General features: G+C 60.0%; 7 protein-coding genes. All 7 read left to right on the top strand.

Annotated features, from left to right (window positions below):
* Window positions 1–81 precede the first annotated feature (81 nt).
* The 7 genes from JG616_RS06620 to JG616_RS06590 all read left to right on the top strand — a co-directional run bounded on the left by JG616_RS06620 (window position 82) and on the right by JG616_RS06590 (window position 18,756).
* Window positions 82–3,180 (top strand): hypothetical protein, encoded by a 3,099-nt coding sequence (locus tag JG616_RS06620; RefSeq protein ID WP_199392077.1) that lies wholly within the window; start codon window positions 82–84, stop codon window positions 3,178–3,180.
* Complete coding sequence (locus tag JG616_RS06615) at window positions 3,177–9,290, top strand: DEAD/DEAH box helicase (RefSeq protein ID WP_199392076.1); 6,114 nt, start codon at window positions 3,177–3,179, stop codon at window positions 9,288–9,290. Before JG616_RS06620 ends, JG616_RS06615 begins: the two co-directional genes overlap by 4 nt.
* Window positions 9,291–9,355: 65 nt before the next feature.
* Complete coding sequence (locus JG616_RS06610; protein WP_199392075.1) at window positions 9,356–11,761, top strand: N-6 DNA methylase; 2,406 nt, start codon at window positions 9,356–9,358, stop codon at window positions 11,759–11,761.
* Complete coding sequence (locus tag JG616_RS06605; RefSeq protein ID WP_199392074.1) at window positions 11,752–12,981, top strand: restriction endonuclease subunit S; 1,230 nt, start codon at window positions 11,752–11,754, stop codon at window positions 12,979–12,981. Before JG616_RS06610 ends, JG616_RS06605 begins: the two co-directional genes overlap by 10 nt.
* A 27-nt stretch (window positions 12,982–13,008) precedes the next feature.
* A complete protein-coding gene (locus JG616_RS06600; protein ID WP_199392073.1) occupies window positions 13,009–14,961 on the top strand; it encodes a DUF262 domain-containing protein in 1,953 nt (650 codons plus the stop codon).
* Window positions 14,954–18,055 (top strand): HsdR family type I site-specific deoxyribonuclease, encoded by a 3,102-nt coding sequence (locus JG616_RS06595; protein ID WP_199392072.1) that lies wholly within the window; start codon window positions 14,954–14,956, stop codon window positions 18,053–18,055. The genes JG616_RS06600 and JG616_RS06595 overlap by 8 nt, the downstream gene beginning before the upstream one ends.
* Window positions 18,055–18,756, top strand: a complete 702-nt coding sequence (locus JG616_RS06590) for a SprT family zinc-dependent metalloprotease (protein WP_235973002.1) — start codon at window positions 18,055–18,057, stop codon at window positions 18,754–18,756. The genes JG616_RS06595 and JG616_RS06590 overlap by 1 nt, the downstream gene beginning before the upstream one ends.
* The last annotated feature ends 56 nt before the right edge of the window (window positions 18,757–18,812 follow it).

Raw genomic sequence — 18,812 nt, 5'->3', positions numbered from 1 at the left:
CGCCAGTGAGAAAGATGTGAGCTAGTGTCGATGAGTTGAATGTGGCGCAGGGGGCGTCGCAAAAGCTGGATGACAGGGGGCGTGATGGCAGTAGAGGAGAGGTTGGGGCGCGAATCCATTGATGGGCGGCCGCTTTACCAATACCAAGTTGATATGGGGCATCTGTCTGGTCTTGAGGTGTTGCTCAACCACCCTCTTGCGACCGATGAGCAGAAAATTCATACGCTAGCGCCCGTAGCGGCAGCTAGATTCGCTTCGAGCTACGAAGAAGGCGGCGTGCCGTCATGGGCGGATTGTGGGGCGGAAATCGACCGACTCTACGGCACCACTCAGTACAGTCAGGCCAGGTTCCGCACGCTGATGGAGCTGAGCTTGAGCCGGTACCGAGTACCCGTTATCAAAGGTGATAGGGGTGCAGTGCTCCTGCTCCAGACGATTATTTCTCAAGCGGGCCTGCCACGTGGGATGCTAAGACGGGGCAGGACGCTTCGAAGCGTCTTGGATGAGCTTGTGAGGGGGCGCGCACTTGGCAGCGACAATCTTCAATCGGAAGCCTCGAAACTGATTTCGGAGGCTGTTGATAACGGCAAGCTATGGAAGGCCCACCAGGAGGCAGGTCACCTCCCCAAATTGTGCGCAGACTTGGTTGAAGCGGTCGTTCGGTTGACTGAACGAGCCAAATGGGCGAGTGGTCCGCTGGATCCGCTGTGGGAACTTCCGAATTGGAGCAGGGAGCTGCCTTTCAGGGTAGAAGAAAGTACCGCACGAGAAATAGTCACAGAGCTTCTCGGCGTCGCCACCGCCGCTGTTGGCGGCGATGCCTTGGCCGTCGATCGGATACTTTCGTGCAGCGACGGCACCTGGTCCATGAAAGCGCGCGCAGTGGTTCCCAGCGAAGGCATTGAATTGCCAGATGAGAATCGCCAGACGCTCTTGATCCAGTACGCAATGGGGCAAGAACAAGAACCGGTAGGCGAAGCCTTCCGTCTCCAACTACAAAAGGATGGCTCGTACAGGCTGGCGAGGGACGTTGAAGAGGTTCCTGTCGGCAAGGTAGGCCAACGTATCTCGCTCGTCCGGCAGGATGTTGATGGGAGATATCTGCCATTGGAGTGTGCGTGGGGTGAGCCTCTGGGAGAAAGTGCAACCTGGGTGTTTGAACCACGCAGGGGCGAGTACGTGTACAAGGCAGATGCGCCCGTGCGGCTGCGCACCTCGGAACTGCTGGTAGCGGTGGCCGAAGGGACCGAAGTAACAGGCGATGCCGTGAGAACCGGTGAGCGCCTGTCGCTGCAAGGTGTGAGCAAGGCGCTCTGGAAAGTGACCGGAAGGGCGCAGGTCATGGATGCGGATGGCGAGTTGGCACTGATCCACGCGGGATACGACGGACCGCAGGTCTACCTCGATTTTAAAGGCAAGACTCCAGCTTTCCAAACGCACAAGTTCTCCGCAGTGTTCCTGGGAGATCCCATCCCCCGTCGTTCTGGAGCCCTTTCTGGGCGGATCGAGTGGCGAAAGGCGGGAGAGCAGGAGTGGAATACTCGGCCGGTACGAACGGAAACAGGCCATCTGTCGTTCCGACTGGTTTCAACCGACGGCGATGTGCTTGCAGAACGCCGCAGAGTGTTTGTGCTTCCAGAAGAGTTTCGGCCGACAATCACTAATAGATCGGTTTCGTTCAGTCTTTCCGGGAACTTTGGAGTCAAAGGCCATGTTCCAAATCCGGAAGGAAGCTACCTATTCGAATTTGGTCAGGATTCAAAGCTGGGCGTCACTATTCGATCCGAAAGTTCCGAGATAGGAATTACGTTCAAGCGGTCAATGTTGACCTCGTTCTCGAACGTGGCGACAGGAGAAGAGGTTCATGTCGGTACGAGCAAAGTCAGCTCCCGGGTCGCAGATGGTTTTGTAGCATCCTCTGATTTTCATGACAGCATCGAGGTTGGGCGCAAAAGGGACCACTGGGCTGCGGCTTATTCGGTTGGTTTGCAAGGCGGGAAGCTCTACCTTTCCGATGAGCGAGTCAAGGGCTACCGCAAGGCACTCTCGTTTCATCCGAGGGGGCGAACCCACGCGCTCGTTGTGCAATTCCAGAATGGTCCCAAACTTGAGATCGACGAATACAGGATCAAAAGGAATGGCAGCGTCCTGACCGTTGAAGGAGCTGCGCCGGACGTCTTGCTCGAATTGAAACGTATGGTTCCGGCTAATGACGTCCAGTCTGACATCGTGCAGCTGGAGCGCATTGACCCGGAAAATTGGGCAATTCCCGAATGGCTTGACAGCGCGTCGACCTACCTTGCCGTCGATACGACGCATCAGGCCGCCCCGTGCCTGGTTTCGGCCGAAAGGAACGATCAGGTTCAGAATCGGTGCTTCCACGCTGCGATCGAGATCACGAACGAATCGGAACGGGAAACCGAGCTCGTAGAGCTGTACAGGCAGTGGACTGACAGCACGCATGATGGCGTCGCGTCCAGTGAGATTGATGCCTGCCTTCAATGGATGGGGGAGTTTCAGTTCGAACTGCGATGGTTGGATCCGTTCCTGGTCCTGGCAGCGAATCCAGACCTGGCCATGCGGATGCTGGCGTTGGCAAGGCTAAGAGGACAGATTCAGGCTGAGCAGGGCCTGCGATGGGCCTTGGACGACGTGCCTCTCTTTTGGCATCGGGTCACTCACCGCGAACTCGAGATGCTCCGTGCGTGGGCGGGCCATCAGCTGGGGAATGGCGCGCTGGATGAAATCCATCAACTTATGGGTCAAGACGGCTTGTCTGTTCCAAGTCGACTGATGAAGTCCTCCACTTTGCGCCTCTGCCATCCCGCGTGGCTTGAAGGATGGCAGGAGCGAGTGATCGACTGGTGCAGTGCATCGGGTCGCGATTACCAACTTCGAGTTCCTGATGTTGGCGGGGCGGCAGAGGCTGTCTGGATGACAATTGAAGGGCACCACCTGTTCGATCAGGCGCGGCGTCGACCTCAGAGGCTTCCGGATAACATAGATCTGTTCCGAACCCATCTTCTCGCGCCCTATGAGCTCGCAATTCTGATGTCGCGCGGAGTCGAGCCTGAGCCGGGACTCAGGGACGACTTTCTCTTCGCGCGACACATGATTGATCCCGTTCAGTTCGATGACGCTTACTGCGTTGCGCTATCGCTGCTTGAAGGAACCTTGTGAAGACCTACGAGAACCTGAAAATCCATCCGCTCCTCGATCGAATCCCGGCGAGGCTGGCGGACGCAATGTTGAGCATGCTGCGACCAGCTGACGTGGGCCTTCGTGACTGGCTTGGGGATCGTCTTTCCGCCTATCCGGGAAGCCCTGGCGCCATTCTTGGTGACCCCTTGATTGAGTGTATGTACCGGTGGCAAGGCGGAGATCAGACGGTCGGTGATCTGCAAGCCGCCGGAATTCTTCAGCCGGGGTTCGTTGAGTCGCTGGAACGCGCGTCGGGCGACTACCACTTTCCCAGGGATCGCAAGCTCTTCACCCACCAGCTCTCGGCGCTGGAATCTACAAAAGCCGGGAAGTCCATTCTGGTATCTGCCGGAACCGGCGCCGGCAAGACGGAATCATTCCTGTTTCCGATCCTGAACGACCTGTGCGAGCAATCGGTTGGTTCCAAATCCACTCTGGAAGGAGTCCAAGCCCTTTTTATCTATCCACTTAACGCGCTGATCAGGAGCCAGAAGGAGCGGCTTGTTGCCTGGCTCGAAGCGCAGGAAGGTCGTCACCGGTTCGCGCTTTACAACGGTGACATGAAGGATGCCCTTCCCACAGCCAGTAGGGCGGCATTTCCTGCAGCGGAAGTGCCTGACCGGGAGCGGCTACGGGAGAGCCCCCCGCCGTTGTTGATCACCAATACGACGATGCTGGAGTTGATGCTTGTCCGTCCGCAGGACCGCCCAATTCTGGAGAAATCCGCTGGCAAGCTGCGCTGGGTCGTCATTGACGAGGCGCACTCATACACCGGCAGCCAGGCCGCCGAACTGACCCTGCTTCTGCGCCGCACGTTGCAGGCCTTCAAGGTGCACCCAAGCGAAGTTCGGTTTATTGCAACCTCCGCAACCATCGGCGACCAGAGCGAGGAGTCCACAAAGGCACTGAGGCGATTCCTTGCGGATGTGGCCGGGTGCGAAGAGGAGAGCGTCGATGTTATTCGCGGATACAGGGAAATTCCTTCGCTTGAGCCTGTTGTTGGCAACGCTCCGAGCCTCGAAGAACTTGAAGCGCTGTGCAATCAGCGAGGCAGTGATGCGGAGGAGCTTGTTTCAGCGCTTCGCTCTTCCCCGGTTGCCATGGCAACAAGAAACCTGTTGATCGAGCGATCTGCTGCAACCCTGAGCGAGATCCAGGAGCACTCCGGACTGTCGTCAATGCAGGAAGCAGCGCGCTGGGTGGACGTGGCATCGTCAGGCAAACAGGAAGACGCGCCGCGTTCGGATGGTCGATTTCTTCCCATCAGGGCTCACCTTTTCCAGAAGACCATCGATGGCATCTGGGCTTGCGTCAATCCCAGCTGCTCGGGCAGACCGCCGGCGGCTCTCGAGGATTGGCGACACGGTGCCCTTTTCGGTGAGATCCAGGGCAGCTGCGCGCATTGTGGCTCGCTCGTACTTGAAGTCTCGCTGTGCAATGACTGTGGTGGCACCGCTCTGCGGGGCGTCCTGTCCTCCGATGGAAAATACGTCAAAGGAATGCACGATGATGAGGACGAATTCCTCGCCGATGCAGAGACCACGGAGGATGAGGCGGGAGAGGCAGCAAAATACAAGCAGGTCATCCTCTCCAGTCTGGAGGACAACATTGCCAACGTTGACGCCGGGGATGCCCGATTCAACCCTGTCAGTGGAGAGATTGCAGCGCTGGACGGCCAGATCGCTTTTGCAGGCGTTGTCTGGAATCCGCACATCGCCGCGAGCAAGGCGTATGTCAAAGAAGCGAAGCGCGCTTGTCGATGCCCGCGTTGCGGAAGTTCAAATGAGAATCCAGATAAATCCAGGCGATCCATTCGGCTGGCTGCACCCTTTTCACTGAGTAACGTTGTTCCTGAGCTGCTGTCGGCTGCGCCACCAGACCCCAAGGCCATGGGAGACGGTGTGCTGATGGAAGGCCGGCGGCTGCTCATGTTTACAGATAGCCGGCAAGGAACCGCTCGCGGCGCGGCGCGTTTGTACGACGGCGCATTGCGCGACTACATCCGCTACGTGGTTCCTGAAATGCTGCCCAGGCCGCTCTCCGAGGAAGATCGCGAGTTCTACGCGGATGAGCGTGAGCGGCTTGTGGCCGAGGTGGAAAAGAACCAGAACGAAAGTAGGCGAAACCTGCTGGAGAACAGTCTTCGCGGGGTTGAAGTAGCGCTTGCTGGACGGGCCTCGATTGCTTGGCTGGAAGTTCAGGATGCCCTAGCGCAAAAGCGCGCGGTTGAGAGTGCAATTACCCCCTACTTTTCTGACCTCATGGGTGCTGTTGAAAAGGACAGAGTGGCTAGGCTCCTGCTGTTGCGGGAGCTGTACCGAAGGCCAAAGCGGACAAATTCGCTCGAGACGCTGGGGCTTGTGTCACTCAGGTATCCGGGCATTGAACGTATCCAGGCAGGGCAACTGCCGCGTGCCTGGGTAGAGATCGGCGGCAGCCTCAAGGATTGGAAGGATTTCCTCAAGATCTACCTCGACTTTGTTGTCCGCGAGAACGCGTGCGTCGAGTTGACTAACGACGAGAAGGACTGGATTGGAACCCGGTTCAGTCGCAAATTCCTTGTTGACGAAGTCGGGACAGGCGAAGGCCAGAGATATCTCTGGCCAAGACTGAATCCGGACACCGGAGCCGGGGAGCGCTCGCGCCTGCCCCGCCTGTTGCGCGCGGCATTTCCTGCGGTCCGTGACCTGCAAATCAGCGATGTACTGCAAGATGCCAAATCAATTCTTCTGGCCAGCGGCCACCTGACGAAAGGCGATCAGCCAGGCCACTTTCTCAACTGGGCGACGGTTGAGTTGGCTCGCCCGACGCAGCTCTGGCTTTGTCCAGTGACCCGGCGGCTGCTGGATACCACGCTGCGGGGCGTGTCGCCCTATCACCAAGGTGACGTATCTCCCGTCAGCTGCCAGCCGGTCACATTGCCGGTTCCGCCGCATGTGCTCTGGGAGCGTGATGGACAATCCGTTCCGGCCGGCGAGCGCGAAGCCTGGCTGTCCGGCAAGAAGGCGGGCCATCTGCTTCAAGCGCTTGGCCTTTGGCCGGAAGCCTTGGATCGTGCATTGACCGGCACTGAGTTCTATGCGGCCCGAGAGCATTCGGCGCAGATCGATCAGGCCAGGCTGGATGAACTCACCGGTGAATTCCAGTCAGGAAAGCTCAACGTGCTGAGTTGTTCCACGACCATGGAGATGGGTGTGGACATTGGCAGTCTGGCCGTGGTTGCCATGGCGAACCCACCGCCCACCGTGGCCAACTACCTGCAGCGTGCCGGTCGTGCTGGCCGCCGGGGTGAAACACGGGCGCTTGCGTACACCGTGTGCAGAGCAGAGCCACGCTCGCTCGCCATTTTCAATGCCCCGGACAAGTTCCTCTCGTCCACAATTAACCCCCCGGTCGTGCAGCTCGGTAGCCCGGTCATCGTCCAGCGCCACCTCAATGCTTGGCTGCTGCGCGACTTTCTGATGGAGGAAGGTACCGTGCACGGGGCGTTGGGTATGAAGGCCGGGGGCTTTTTTGGTGTCAGCGCCCCGACCATTCAGGGGCAGCCTGGTGAGGATCACTGGGACAACTCGATCTACCAGCGTCTGATGGCGTTCCTGCAGCAGCCACAAAACTATTCCGAGGCCAAGCGGAGACAGATCAGGAGTCTGCTGGATCGCTCCAGTCTTGTCGACGTTGAGCTAGAGGTCTTGCTCGACACAGCCCGAGAATCGTTTGAAGCCGCAGCTTCTGGCTGGCGCGTGGAGTGGGATGCGGCCAAGCGCCAATGGGATGAGGTGACCGCAAACGATGCCGCAAAAAAGGCGCTGACCTATCGGTTGACCCGGCTTTGTGATGAGTACCTGTTGCAACTATTGACGATACGAGGGGTGTTGCCTGCGCGTGGATTCCCGGTTGACGTTCGCGAATTGATCATCGTCCAGGGGAACGGCAAGGCCAAGGGCAAGGAGAGCGATCGGAAGGCCATGGGCAACCGCGCTCTTAGCCGTGAACTGCCTGTCGCACTACGCGAGTATCAGCCCGGTGCCAACGTCGTCGTGGGCGGCGCTGTCTATGCGGTCGGTGGCCTGACAATGAATTGGCGGCGTCCCGCACACGCCGGTGCCGCAAGCGAGATCCAGAACCTGCGCTGGCGCTTGCTCTGTCAGGGATGCAGTGAGGTAACTGACAGCCCGGTTCGCCCCGAAGCCTGCTCAGCGTGTGGGCATGGGGTTGAGGATGGTGCACGCAGCCGCTTCGAGTACATCGTTCCTGCCGGCTTCGTTGTACCCCTGGGCTCGAAGCCCAACGATGACATTTCGCGTCCAACCTATGTCCCCGGTGAAATGCCACTGTTCAGCATCCGTAACCGGGATGGGAGCTATGCCCTTCGGCGGATGTTGCGCAACCAGATGGGTTGGGTCCGTGTCGGCCGTTCCTCGGAGGTCTATCACCAGACGTTCGGCCAGGACCATAGCGGCTTCACGCTGTGCCTGGGCTGCGGCTGGTCCATTCCAGGTCGGGTCCAGCCTGCCCGGAACGGGACGATTCCCCACAGGCAGCCGTTCACGAATAAATCCTGTCAAGCTGCTATCGATAACCCTTGGATGGTGAGGCATCTGGGTGCTCTCGGAGCAACAACGCGTACTGATGTTCTTGAGTATGTGCTGGTGCCAAGGATAGACGGCAGTCCTCTGCAGGAGTCGGCCGTGGCGTCCACGCTGGCGGTCCTGCTCCGCAAGGTAATCGCCAAGCGGTTGGGCATTGACTCGCGCGAGATCGGCTTTGCCACCCAGAAGGTGCTGCTCCGCGGCAACAGAGGTTTGGCAGTCCTGGTATACGACACGGCCTCGGGTGGTGCCGGGTATGTCTCCGGTCTGGAAGGACAGGCCGAAGAACTGCTTTCCGATGCCATAGCTGAGGCCTGCAAGTGCCCGGCGAACTGTGACTCGACCTGCCCGGAATGCCTGCTGGCGCATGACACCCGGGATGTGGCCGGCGAGCTGGATCGCCATGCCGTAACCCGGGTGTTCGGCGGGCAGTTCAAGGGTTCACTTCTGGTGCCCGACGGCGCGAAGGACTGTCTCGGCAGTAATGCCGCCTGGGAGGTGAGGAGCTTGCAGGATGCCGTCGTCGCCACGTTGGCAACCGCGAGCCAAGCGTCCATTGCCTTTTACGATTCAGGCGAAGAACAAGCGACCGAAACTTCGCCGCTGATGGCCCTTGCCCGGCGCGTGCATGACCGTTATCCGGCGGTGGCGCGCAGGCTCGCTGTCTCGCGTGAGCGATTCCAGTCTGAACCGACTTTCCGCCGCCGCTGCGCCATCCTGCGCGAGGCTGGTGTGTTCTCGCAGATCGGTCTTTGGGACGAACCGGACGGGGAGTTCCTGCCGCAGGTGCTCGTTGAGACGCAAGGCGGGTTCTTCGCCTGGGTATCCGAGCGAGAAACCGGCATCCACGTTCGTGGCCAATATCCGGACTTCCCCGCAGTGGAATGGCTGGACACACCTGCGCTGGAGAGCGAGCTTCGAAGCGGTGGCAACGCTGCCATGATGGTGATCGACCCACATCCGCCCATGACGGCAAAAGATTTCTTCGACACGCTCTTTCTGCCCATGCTTGCCGAGCTGGACCCGACCTTGCCCAGCATGCTCAAAGAGAGCGTTATGCGGGTCGAGTACGGCGACCGTTACTTTCGCAGTCGTAGTAGCGCGGGCGCATTTGCGTCGCTGGTCAAGGGCGTGGTGGGACATTCGCGCCCGGCCGATCGCGAGGTCAAGATCGTCAGTATGTCCGTGATGGATAGACCGCCCGGCCAACACTCGGGTTATGGGGATTGGCAAAGCGATTTGGAGCGCGACCGCGACCTGAAGACGAGCCTGCCAGGCTTCAAGGTCGTCACAGTTGAAGTGACTCGCCGCAATGCACCCCACCAACGCACCTTGAGCGTCTACTTCGATGATGGTCGCGTGCTTCGGATCATGTTTGATCCAGGAGTGGACTATTGGGAACTGACGCGTGGCTTGGCCATCACGCCGAAGTCACGGAATACGCAAAATGGCGAGAAGCAGATTGTGATTTCCCGCCTGGAATCGGCAACAGGTCAGTGAGGCTACGTAACTCCCCATTGCACACGGCTGTGCTCAGTCAATAATCCTTCAATTTATAGAATCAGATGGCAATCAAGAAATCCGACCTCTATTCATCCCTCTGGGCCTCCTGCGACGAGCTGCGCGGTGGCATGGAGCCGTCCGAGTACAAGGACTACGTACTCTTCATGCTGTTCATCAAGTACGTCAGCGACAAGTACGCGGGCGACGAAGATGCGCCGCTGGTTATCCCACCCGGCGCCAGCTTCGAGGACATGAAGGCCCTGAAGGGCAAGCCAGATATCGGCGACCGGATCAACACCCAGGTCATCCAGCCACTGATCGAGGCCAACAGCAGCAGTCTGTCGCACAGTGACTTCCCGGACTTCAACGATCCGAAGAAGCTGGGCGAAGGCAAGGACCGTCAGGACACGCTGACCAATCTGGTCGCCATCTTTGAAAACCCGAAGCTGGATTTCTCCGACAACCGTGCCGAGCACGACGATATCCTCGGCGATGCCTACGAGTACCTGATGCGCCACTTCGCCCAGGACTCGGGCAAGAGCAAGGGGCAGTTCTACACCCCGGCGGAAGTCAGCCGCACGATGGCCCAGCTGATCGGCATCGGCCCGCACAACACCAACCGCCAGACCACGGCATATGACCCCACCTGCGGCTCCGGCTCGCTGCTGCTCAAAGTGGCAGCCGAAGCAGGAAAGCAGATCACCCTCTACGGGCAGGAGATCTCGGCGACCACCGCCGGTCTGGCCCGCATGAACATGATCCTGCACAACTTCCCGGACGCCTCCGTGCAGTCGGGCAACACCTTGGCCGAACCGAAGTACAAGGACGGCGACCGGCTCAAAACCTTCGACTACGTGGTCGCCAATCCGCCGTTCTCGGACAAGGCCTGGAGTTCCGGCCTGACCCCGGACGCGGACCCGTACCAGCGCTTTGGCTGGGGCGTACCGCCGGCCAAGCAGGGCGATTACGCCTACCTGCTGCACATCGTCCGCAGCCTCAAGGCCAGCGGCAAAGGCGCCTGCATCCTGCCCCACGGTGTGCTGTTCCGTGGCAATGCCGAGGCCGCCATCCGCCGCAACCTGGTCGATAGCGGCTACCTGACCGGCATCGTCGGGCTACCGGCCAACCTGTTCTACGGCACCGGCATCCCGGCCTGCGTCCTGGTGATCGACAAAGACAACGCCAACGCGCGCCGCGGCATCTTCATGATCGATGCCAGCAAGGGTTTCCTGAAGGACGGCAACAAGAACCGGCTGCGCGAGCAGGACATCCACCGCATCGTGGACACCTTCCGCAAGGCGCAGGATGTGCCCGGGTACGCGCGCATGGTCGGCTTCGACGAGATCCGCAGCGCGAAGAACGCCTATAACCTCAACCTGCCGCGCTACATCGACGCCAGCGCCGCCGAAGACCTGCAGGACATCGAAGGCCACCTGCTCGGTGGCATCCCGCAGCGCGATGTGGATGCGCTGCAGACCTATTGGGAGAAGATGCCCAAACTGCGGGACACCGTGTTCGAAAGCGCGGGTCGCCCGGGCTATCTGCAACTCAAGCTGCCGCAGGCCGAAGTAAAGCCGGCCATCCTGGGCCACGCCGAGTTCAAGGCGTTCCAGGCCACCGCGACTGAACTGCATGCCCGCTGGTCCAAGGCGATTCGGCCAGACCTGACCGGCTTCGGCCAGGGCGGCCATCCCAAGCAGTTCATCCACACCGTGTCCGAAAGTCTGCTGGCCGCCTACGCCCAGGCACCGCTGCTGGACGCCTATGTCATCTACCAGCACCTGATGGACTACTGGGCGCAGACCATGCAGGACGATGCCTACCTGCTGTCTGCGGATGGCTGGAAGGCCGAGCCTGTGGTCGAAACCAACAAGAAGGGCAAGGCCAAGGGCTGGACCTGCGACTTGGTGCCCAAGTCGCTGATCGTGGCGCGCTACTTCGCGGCCGAACAGCAGGGGCTGGATGAAGCCCGCACCGCGCTGGACACCGTCAGCAGCGCGCTGGAAGCGCTGGAAGAAGAACATGGCGGCGAAGACGGCTTGTTCGCCAGCCTCGACAAGCTCAATGCTGCCGAGGTAAAGAAGCGCATCAAGCAGATCGGCAAGTCCAAGGACGATGCCGAGGAACTGGCCGCGCTCAAGCAGTGGTCAACGCTGTCGGAGCAGGAAGCCGAACTGAAGAAGCAGCTCAAGGCGCTGGATGCGGAACTCGATGCCAAGGCCTTCGCCAAGTACGCGAAGCTATCGGCTGAAGAGATCAAGACGCTGGTGGTGGACGACAAGTGGTTGGCGGCGCTGTCCGCTGCCACGCATGGCGAAGTGGAGCGTGTGTCGCAGGCGCTCACGCGGCGGGTTAAGGAACTGGCCGAACGCTATGACACGCCGCTGCCGCAATTGGCGGCGCAGGTGGCGGTGCTTGAAGACAAGGTAGCCGGGCATCTAGTGAAGATGGGGTTTGCGTGGAACTGATCGCCGGCTACAAACAGACCGAGATTGGCGTTGTTCCCGAGGAATGGAATGTAAAGCCGCTCAGCGAGGTGCTCGAAAGAGCTCGGTTGGGAGGCAACTATCCGAATCAGGATGCTGAAAGCGATTTTCCGTTGATGAAGATGGGAAACATCGCGCGGGGCGTCTTTGACGTATCTGCGACCGAGTACATATCCCCACTCACGACCCCTGAAGCACAACATCGCCTTGCTAGCGGTGACGTACTCTTCAATACGCGAAACACGCTCGACCTCGTTGGCAAGGTGGCAATCTGGCGCGGGGAACTTCCAGTCGCCTACTACAACTCAAACCTTCTCAGGCTGGAGTTCAAGCCTTCCGAGATCGCGTCCAGTCTGTACGCGAACTATTGGCTTAACACCGCAACTGCAGTCTCAAAATTGAGGGCTCTGGCAACTGGAACCACCAGTGTCGCCGCAATCTACACACGCGATCTGCTGGGGTTTTCGATTGCAGTTCCGCCGTCGTCAGAACAATCCGCCATTGCCGCCGCTCTCGGCGACGTTGATGAGCTGCTGGCCGCGCAGGATGCGCTGATCGCCAAGAAGCGCGCCATCAAGCAAGGCGCGATGCAGGAACTGCTCGCCGGCAAGCGCCGCCTGCCGGGGTTCAGTGGTGAGTGGGAGATGAAGCCGCTGGGCGAGCTTTCGCGTATTCGTAACCAGAAGATCGCCACGCTTCTTGTTGATGCAGGAACCCTCTGTGTTGAGTTGGAGAACGTCGGGCAAGGAACGGGGTGTTTGGAGTCTCGGTCAACGGCAGGAAATGCAGTTTCGACGAAATACACTTTCCAAGCCGGAGACGTTCTCTTCGGCCGATTGCGCTCGTACCTGCGAAAGTACTGGCTTGCAACCGAGCCGGGGCTTTGCACAACCGAAATCTGGCCGTTGGCTGTTGATGCCGAAATACTGGTTCCCGGCTTTTTGTTTGCTGTTGTACAAACAGATGCTTTCATTGAAGCGGCGAGTATTGCATTCGGAACGCACATGCCCCGTGCTGATTGGGGTGTGATTCGGAACTTCGAGATTCAACTTCCCAATATTGAAGAACAATCTGCAATTGCGGAGGTGCTGAGCGAAATGGACGCCGGAATTACCGCACTCGAGGCCCAGCGCGCCAAAACCGCCCAGCTCAAGCAAGGCATGATGCAGGCACTGCTGACCGGCCGGATCCGGCTGATCTGAACCAAGGACGCCAGGGGAGTCCGCCACATGAAGATTTCGACCATCCTCGACCACATCGACAGCGGCCACATGGCCCTGCCCGAGTTTCAGCGCGGCTACGTCTGGAACGGTGATCAGGTCCGTGGACTGTTCGATTCCATGTACAAACGCCATCCGGTGGGTGGACTGCTGGTCTGGGCCACGGAATCAATGGGCGCCACCCACCGCGGGGACGGCACGCTGGCGCCGGGCATCGTCAAGCTGCTGCTGGACGGCCAGCAGCGCATGACCTCGCTGTACGGTGTCATTCGCGGTAAGCCGCCGAAGTTCTTCGACGGCAAGGCCAAGGCCTTCACCGGCCTGCAGTTCAACCTGGACACGCAGACCTTCGAGTTCTACCAGCCGGCCAAGATGAAGGACAACCCCTTGTGGGTGGACGTGTCCACGCTGATGAAAGGCGGCACCGATGGCATGGGCGCCTACATCAGCCAGCTGTCCACGCCCGCACTGGCGCCGAAACTCGGCGACTATGTGGCGCGCCTGAGCCGCGTGCTCGGCATTGCCGACATCGACCTGCACATCGAGGAAGTGACCGGCGCGGACAAGTCGCTGGACGTCGTGGTGGACATCTTCAACCGCGTCAACAGCGGCGGCACCAAGTTGTCCAAGGGCGACCTGGCGCTGGCCAAGATCTGTGCCGACTGGCCGACCGGGCGCGACGAGATGAAGAAGAAGCTCAAGGAGTGGCACGACCACGGCTACGACTTCAGCCTGGACTGGCTGCTGCGCTCAGTGAATACCGTGCTGACCGGTGAAGCCAAGTTCCTGTACCTGCACGAGCAAGGCCCGGCGGAAGTGCAGGACGCACTCAAGCGCGCCTGCAAGCAGATCGATGTCGGCCTCAACATGATTGCCGACCGGCTCGGCCTGGATCATGACCGGGTGCTGTTTTCCCGCGGCGGCTTCCCGGTCATGGCCCGCTACCTCGACCAGCGCCAGCAGAAGAAGCTGGGGCCGCCGAACGAGAAGGACCGCGACAAGCTGCTGTTCTGGTACTTCCAGTCCGGCATGTGGGGCCGCTTCTCGGGTTCGGTCGAATCCTTCATCGACCAGGACCTGGCGGTCATCGAGGACGGTGACCTGGATCGCCTGCTGGAGCAGCTACGCCTGTGGCACGGCGGGTTGCGTGCAGAAGCCGCCCACTTCACCGGGTGGAGCCTGGGCGCCCGGTTCTATCCCGTGCTGTACATGCTGACCCGGGTGGGCGAGGCGCGCGATTGGGGCTCGGGCATCGCGCTCAAGGCGAGCATGCACGGGAAGATGAGCAAGCTGGAAGTGCACCACATTTTCCCCAAGGCGCAGTTGTACAAGCGCAACTTCAAGAAATCAGAAGTCAATGCGCTGGCCAACTACTGCTTCCTGACCAAGGACACCAACCTGGTCATCAGCGACACGCTGCCGGAGGTCTATTTCCCGAAGATCGAGCAGGCGCATCCTGGTGCGCTGGCCTCGCAGTGGATCCCGATGGATCCGGAGCTGTGGAAGATCGAGAACTACCGAGAGTTCATGGAAGCGCGCAAAGTGCTTCTGGCGGCTGAACTGAACAAGCGTCTGGAAGGCTTGCTGCACGGTGATACGAAGTGGCTGTCCGGCGCCGCTGCGCCGATCGTTGGCACAGTCGTTGGCAGCGGTGTGGAAAGCGAGGCAGAAGAAGCCGAGTTGGAGGCACTCAACGCCTGGGTGGTGGATCAGGGCTTGCCGCGTGGCACCATCGACTACGACTTTGCGGACCCCCAGACCGGCGAGCAGTTCGCGGTGTTCGACCTTGCCTGGCCGATGGGCCTGCAGGAAGAGCTCAGTCAGCCGGTGGTGGTTCTTCTCAACGAGGAGGCACCCGTAATCACGCTGGCCAGTCAGGCGGGATACCGTTGCTTCACGGACATCGCGTCGTTCCAGAAGTACGTCGAAGCCGAAGTGTTGTCGGAGGCCGTAGATGTCTAGCCGCCCCAGGGCAGAGCGCACCACCCAGAACCGCGTTGTTGGGCTTTTCACTGATAAGACGCGTGCGGACTGCCTGGGCTACAAGTACCTGGGCGACTGGGGCAAGCGGGAGGGTAATCGCAATATCGAGGCTGAGTGTCTCTCTGCCAACCTGAGAAGGCGTGGCTACACCGATGCACAGATCTCAGCGGCTTTGCCTAAGCTGCACGCTGCCGCCGAGGTCAGCGGCAACACCCTCTACGACGCCAACCTCAAGACCTACAGTCTGCTGCGCTATGGCGCCGATGTGCAGACGGCGCTGGGCGAGCCGATCCGCAAGGTCCATTTCATCGACTGGGCTAATCCGGACAACAACGACTTTGCCTTGGCCGAGGAGGTCACCCTGCGCAGCGGCTTCGACCGCCGCCCGGACATCGTGCTGTACATCAACGGCATTGCCATCGCCGTCATCGAGCTCAAGCGCAGTAGTCGGGACATGGCCGAGGGCATCCGCCAGCTCATCAGCAACCAGAAGAAGCAGTTCAACGAAGGCTTCTTCAGCACGGCGCAGCTGTTGCTGGCGGGCAGTGATTCCCAAGGGATCTACTACGGCACGGTCGGCAGTCCTGAAGAGTTTTACGTCCGGTGGAAGGACGAGGCCGGCTTGGCGAGTGGCGAGGCCGGCGTCCTCCTGGACCGCCCACTGGCGCAGCTGTTCGACAAGACGCGTCTCCTTGATTTTCTTTACAACTTTGTGATTTTCGATGGAGGCATCAAGAAGGTGCCGCGCCAGCACCAGTACGCCGGCATCAAGGCGGCGCAGGAGCGCACGAGCAAGCGCGAAGGCGGCGTCATCTGGCACACCCAGGGGAGCGGCAAGAGCATCCTGATGGTGCTGTTGGCAAAATGGCTGCTGGAAGACGATTCGACTGCCCGCATTCTGGTCATCACCGATCGCGATGAACTCGATGAGCAGATCAGTCGGGTGCTGAAGAACGCTGGCCTCGATTCGTCGCGCGTGACATCCCGCGCCGACCTGGTGGATAAACTTGGTGCGACGACGCCAAGGCTGTTGTGCGCGCTGCTCCACAAGTTCGATACCACCGACCTTGCAGGCCTGCCGCCCCCCGTGCATGGCCGCTTTTACGTGTTCGTGGACGAAGCCCACCGCACCCAGGGTGGCGACATGAACAAGCAGATGAAGCGCTGGCTTGGCGACGCCATCTTCATCGGCTTCACCGGCACGCCGCTGCTGCGCAAGGACAAGCAGACGACCCACGACGTTTTCGGCACCTATATCCACACCTACAAGTTCCCGGAGGCGGTGGCCGACAAGGTGGTGCTTGACCTCCGGTACGAAGCACGCGAGGTGCCGCAGGAACTTGGCAGCAAAGAGAGAATCGAAGACTACTTCGCCAAGAAGACGAAGCATCTGAACAACTTCCAGAAAGCGGCCCTGCGAAAGCGTTGGGCCACGATGGAGGAGCTGCTCAGTTCCAAGGAGCGCAAAGACCGGATCATCAACAGCATCCTCGAAGATTTCGACACTCGTCGCCGCCTTAACGACGGCCGCGGCACCGCAATCCTGGTCGCGGACGAGATCTACGACGCCTGCCATTACTTCCGCCTGTTCCAGAACACGGAGTTCGGCAAGCACGTCGGCATCATCACGTCGTTCGAGCCCGACAAGTCCCAGTACTCGAAGGAGCCAGCCGGCAGCGACTACTGTTACAAGTACGACACCTACAAGGATTGGGTCCTTGACGGGTTCGACAGTACCGACAGGTACGAAGCCGAGATGAAGCGGCGCTTCAAGGACGAGCCGGCCAACTGCAAGCTGTTGATCGTGGTCAGCAAGTTGCTGACGGGATTCGACGCGCCCAGCTGCAGCTACATCTATCTGGATCGCAACCTCCGCGACCACGACCTGTTCCAGGCTATCTGCCGTACCAACCGTCTCGATGGAGACGACAAGGACTTCGGCTTTATCGTCGATTTCAAGGAGCTGTACGGCAAGGTGCAGGAAGCCATTTCCGTCTACAGCTCCGATCAGCTGGAGGTGGATTCAAAGGATGGCCAGGATGGCAATGTCACGTTGAAGAACTGGATTGTTGAAGGCACCAGAAAGCTGGAGGAAAGCCGGGACGCGCTGCTGCACTTGTGCGAGCCGGTGCTGCCGCCACGGGATCTGGAGCAGTTCATTGGCTACTTCTGCGGAGAATCGCAGGACGCCGAAGCGCTTGAGCAGTCCGAGCCGCTGCGGATTTCCTTCTACAAGCTGGTCACGGCCTTTGTACGGGCCTGGGCAGATATCGGAAGCGAGCTGGAGAACGCCGGATTCGACGCGGCCACAATCGCCGGGCTTGAGAAGGAAGTCGCCTTTTATGCCGAGATGCGTGCTGCCATCAAGAACCATTCTGGCGAGGAGTTCGACGTCAAGCCCTTCGAGGGTGACATGCGCGATCTCCTCAACCGTTACGTCAGGGCCGACGATGCCCGCGCGCTCGGTGACATGGGCGACCTGTCACTGGTCGACCTGATCGTCAAGACCGGCATCCACGATGCCATCGCGCAGAAGCTGAATGCCAAGGGCGCCAGCAACAAGGCCGTGGCCGAGGGGATTATCAACAACGTCCGCAAGGCCATCATCCAGGAACGGTTGACCGACCCGCGTTTTTTCACGGAGATGGCCAGCCTGCTGGAGGATTTGATCCAGCAGTCGCATGACGACGCGAAGGACTACGAAGAGTTCCTGAAGCAGGCCGAGGCGTTGGCCAGGAAACTGGCCGCGCATGCGACTGGTGGTGAGCAGGCGCCGGAGGCGCTGCATGGCCGACTCGAGGCGATCGTAGTCTACCGAAACCTGCCAGATATCCTGGCCAGGCCCGTCGACGCCAAGCATGTTGCACAGGTCCCGATCTGGCATGAAAGCGAGCTGATCAGCAAGGCAGTGCAGATCGATACTGCGATGCGTGAAAGTGTTCCGGCCGACTGGAAGGGCAACGAGATACGCGAACGAGTGGTAAGGGGTACTTTGCTCAAGCTGGTTGATGGCGACCGCGATGCAAGGGACAGGTTGTTTGAACTGGTCAAGAATCAGCCCGGCTATCGCTGATGGACACCCTGCAGCTTGGAGACATCGAGATTGCGGTGACACGCAAGGATGTCAAGCACGTCCACTTGTCTGTACACCCGCCGGAAGGAAGGGTGACCTTGGTCGCACCCTCGAAAACCCACTTGGACGTGCTGCGAGCCTATGCCATTACCCGGCTCTCGTGGATCCGCAAGCAGCAGACGGCGTTTCATGCGCAGGCGCGCGAGCCACCAAGGCGCCACGTCACCCGGGAGAGCCACTACCTCTGGGGCCAACGCTATCTGCTCGATGTCCAATACGTGGACGCCAAGCCTGGCGTTCTTCAGGACCACAAGCGCATCACCCTCGTGGTCCGCCCCGGGAGTGATGAAGCGAAGCGCGCGGACGTGATGCACGAGTGGCACAAGGCGCAGTTACATGCGGTCCTTCCCGGCCTCATCCGTGCCTGGGAGCCTCGGATCGGCGTGAAGGTGCGTGCCTACTACCTGCAACGCATGAAGACGCGCTGGGGCAGCTGCAACCATGCCCGCGGCCACATCCGTTTGAACACAGAACTGGTCAAGAAGCCCAGGCACCTGCTGAAGTACGTGCTGGTGCACGAAATGGCGCATTTGATCGCGCCGACGCACGACGAGCGTTTCATTGCGCTGTTGGATGAGCACTTTTCGCCATGGCGGGAAGCGCGGGCGGAGCTCAATAGACTTCCGCTGCCCGAGATTTGAAGCGCGCTGCAGCAGAGCGGCTTGACGAGTTATATGCAAAGTAAAGTATTACTTGC

The sequence above is a fragment of the Luteimonas sp. MC1895 genome (genome assembly GCF_016457215.1).
Taxonomy (GTDB): domain Bacteria; phylum Pseudomonadota; class Gammaproteobacteria; order Xanthomonadales; family Xanthomonadaceae; genus Luteimonas.
Note: the sequence above shows the minus strand (reverse complement) of the source record. Positions and strands in the feature narration are given on the sequence as shown.

Excerpts from the sequence above, each read along its gene's own strand:
- JG616_RS06610 (WP_199392075.1), top strand. The coding sequence starts at position 9,356 with ATGGCAATCAAGAAATCCGACCTCTATTCATCCCTCTGGGCCTCCTGC.
- JG616_RS06600 (WP_199392073.1), top strand. The coding sequence starts at position 13,009 with ATGAAGATTTCGACCATCCTCGACCACATCGACAGCGGCCACATGGCC.
- JG616_RS06595 (WP_199392072.1), top strand. The coding sequence starts at position 14,954 with ATGTCTAGCCGCCCCAGGGCAGAGCGCACCACCCAGAACCGCGTTGTT.
- JG616_RS06590 (WP_235973002.1), top strand. The coding sequence starts at position 18,055 with ATGGACACCCTGCAGCTTGGAGACATCGAGATTGCGGTGACACGCAAG.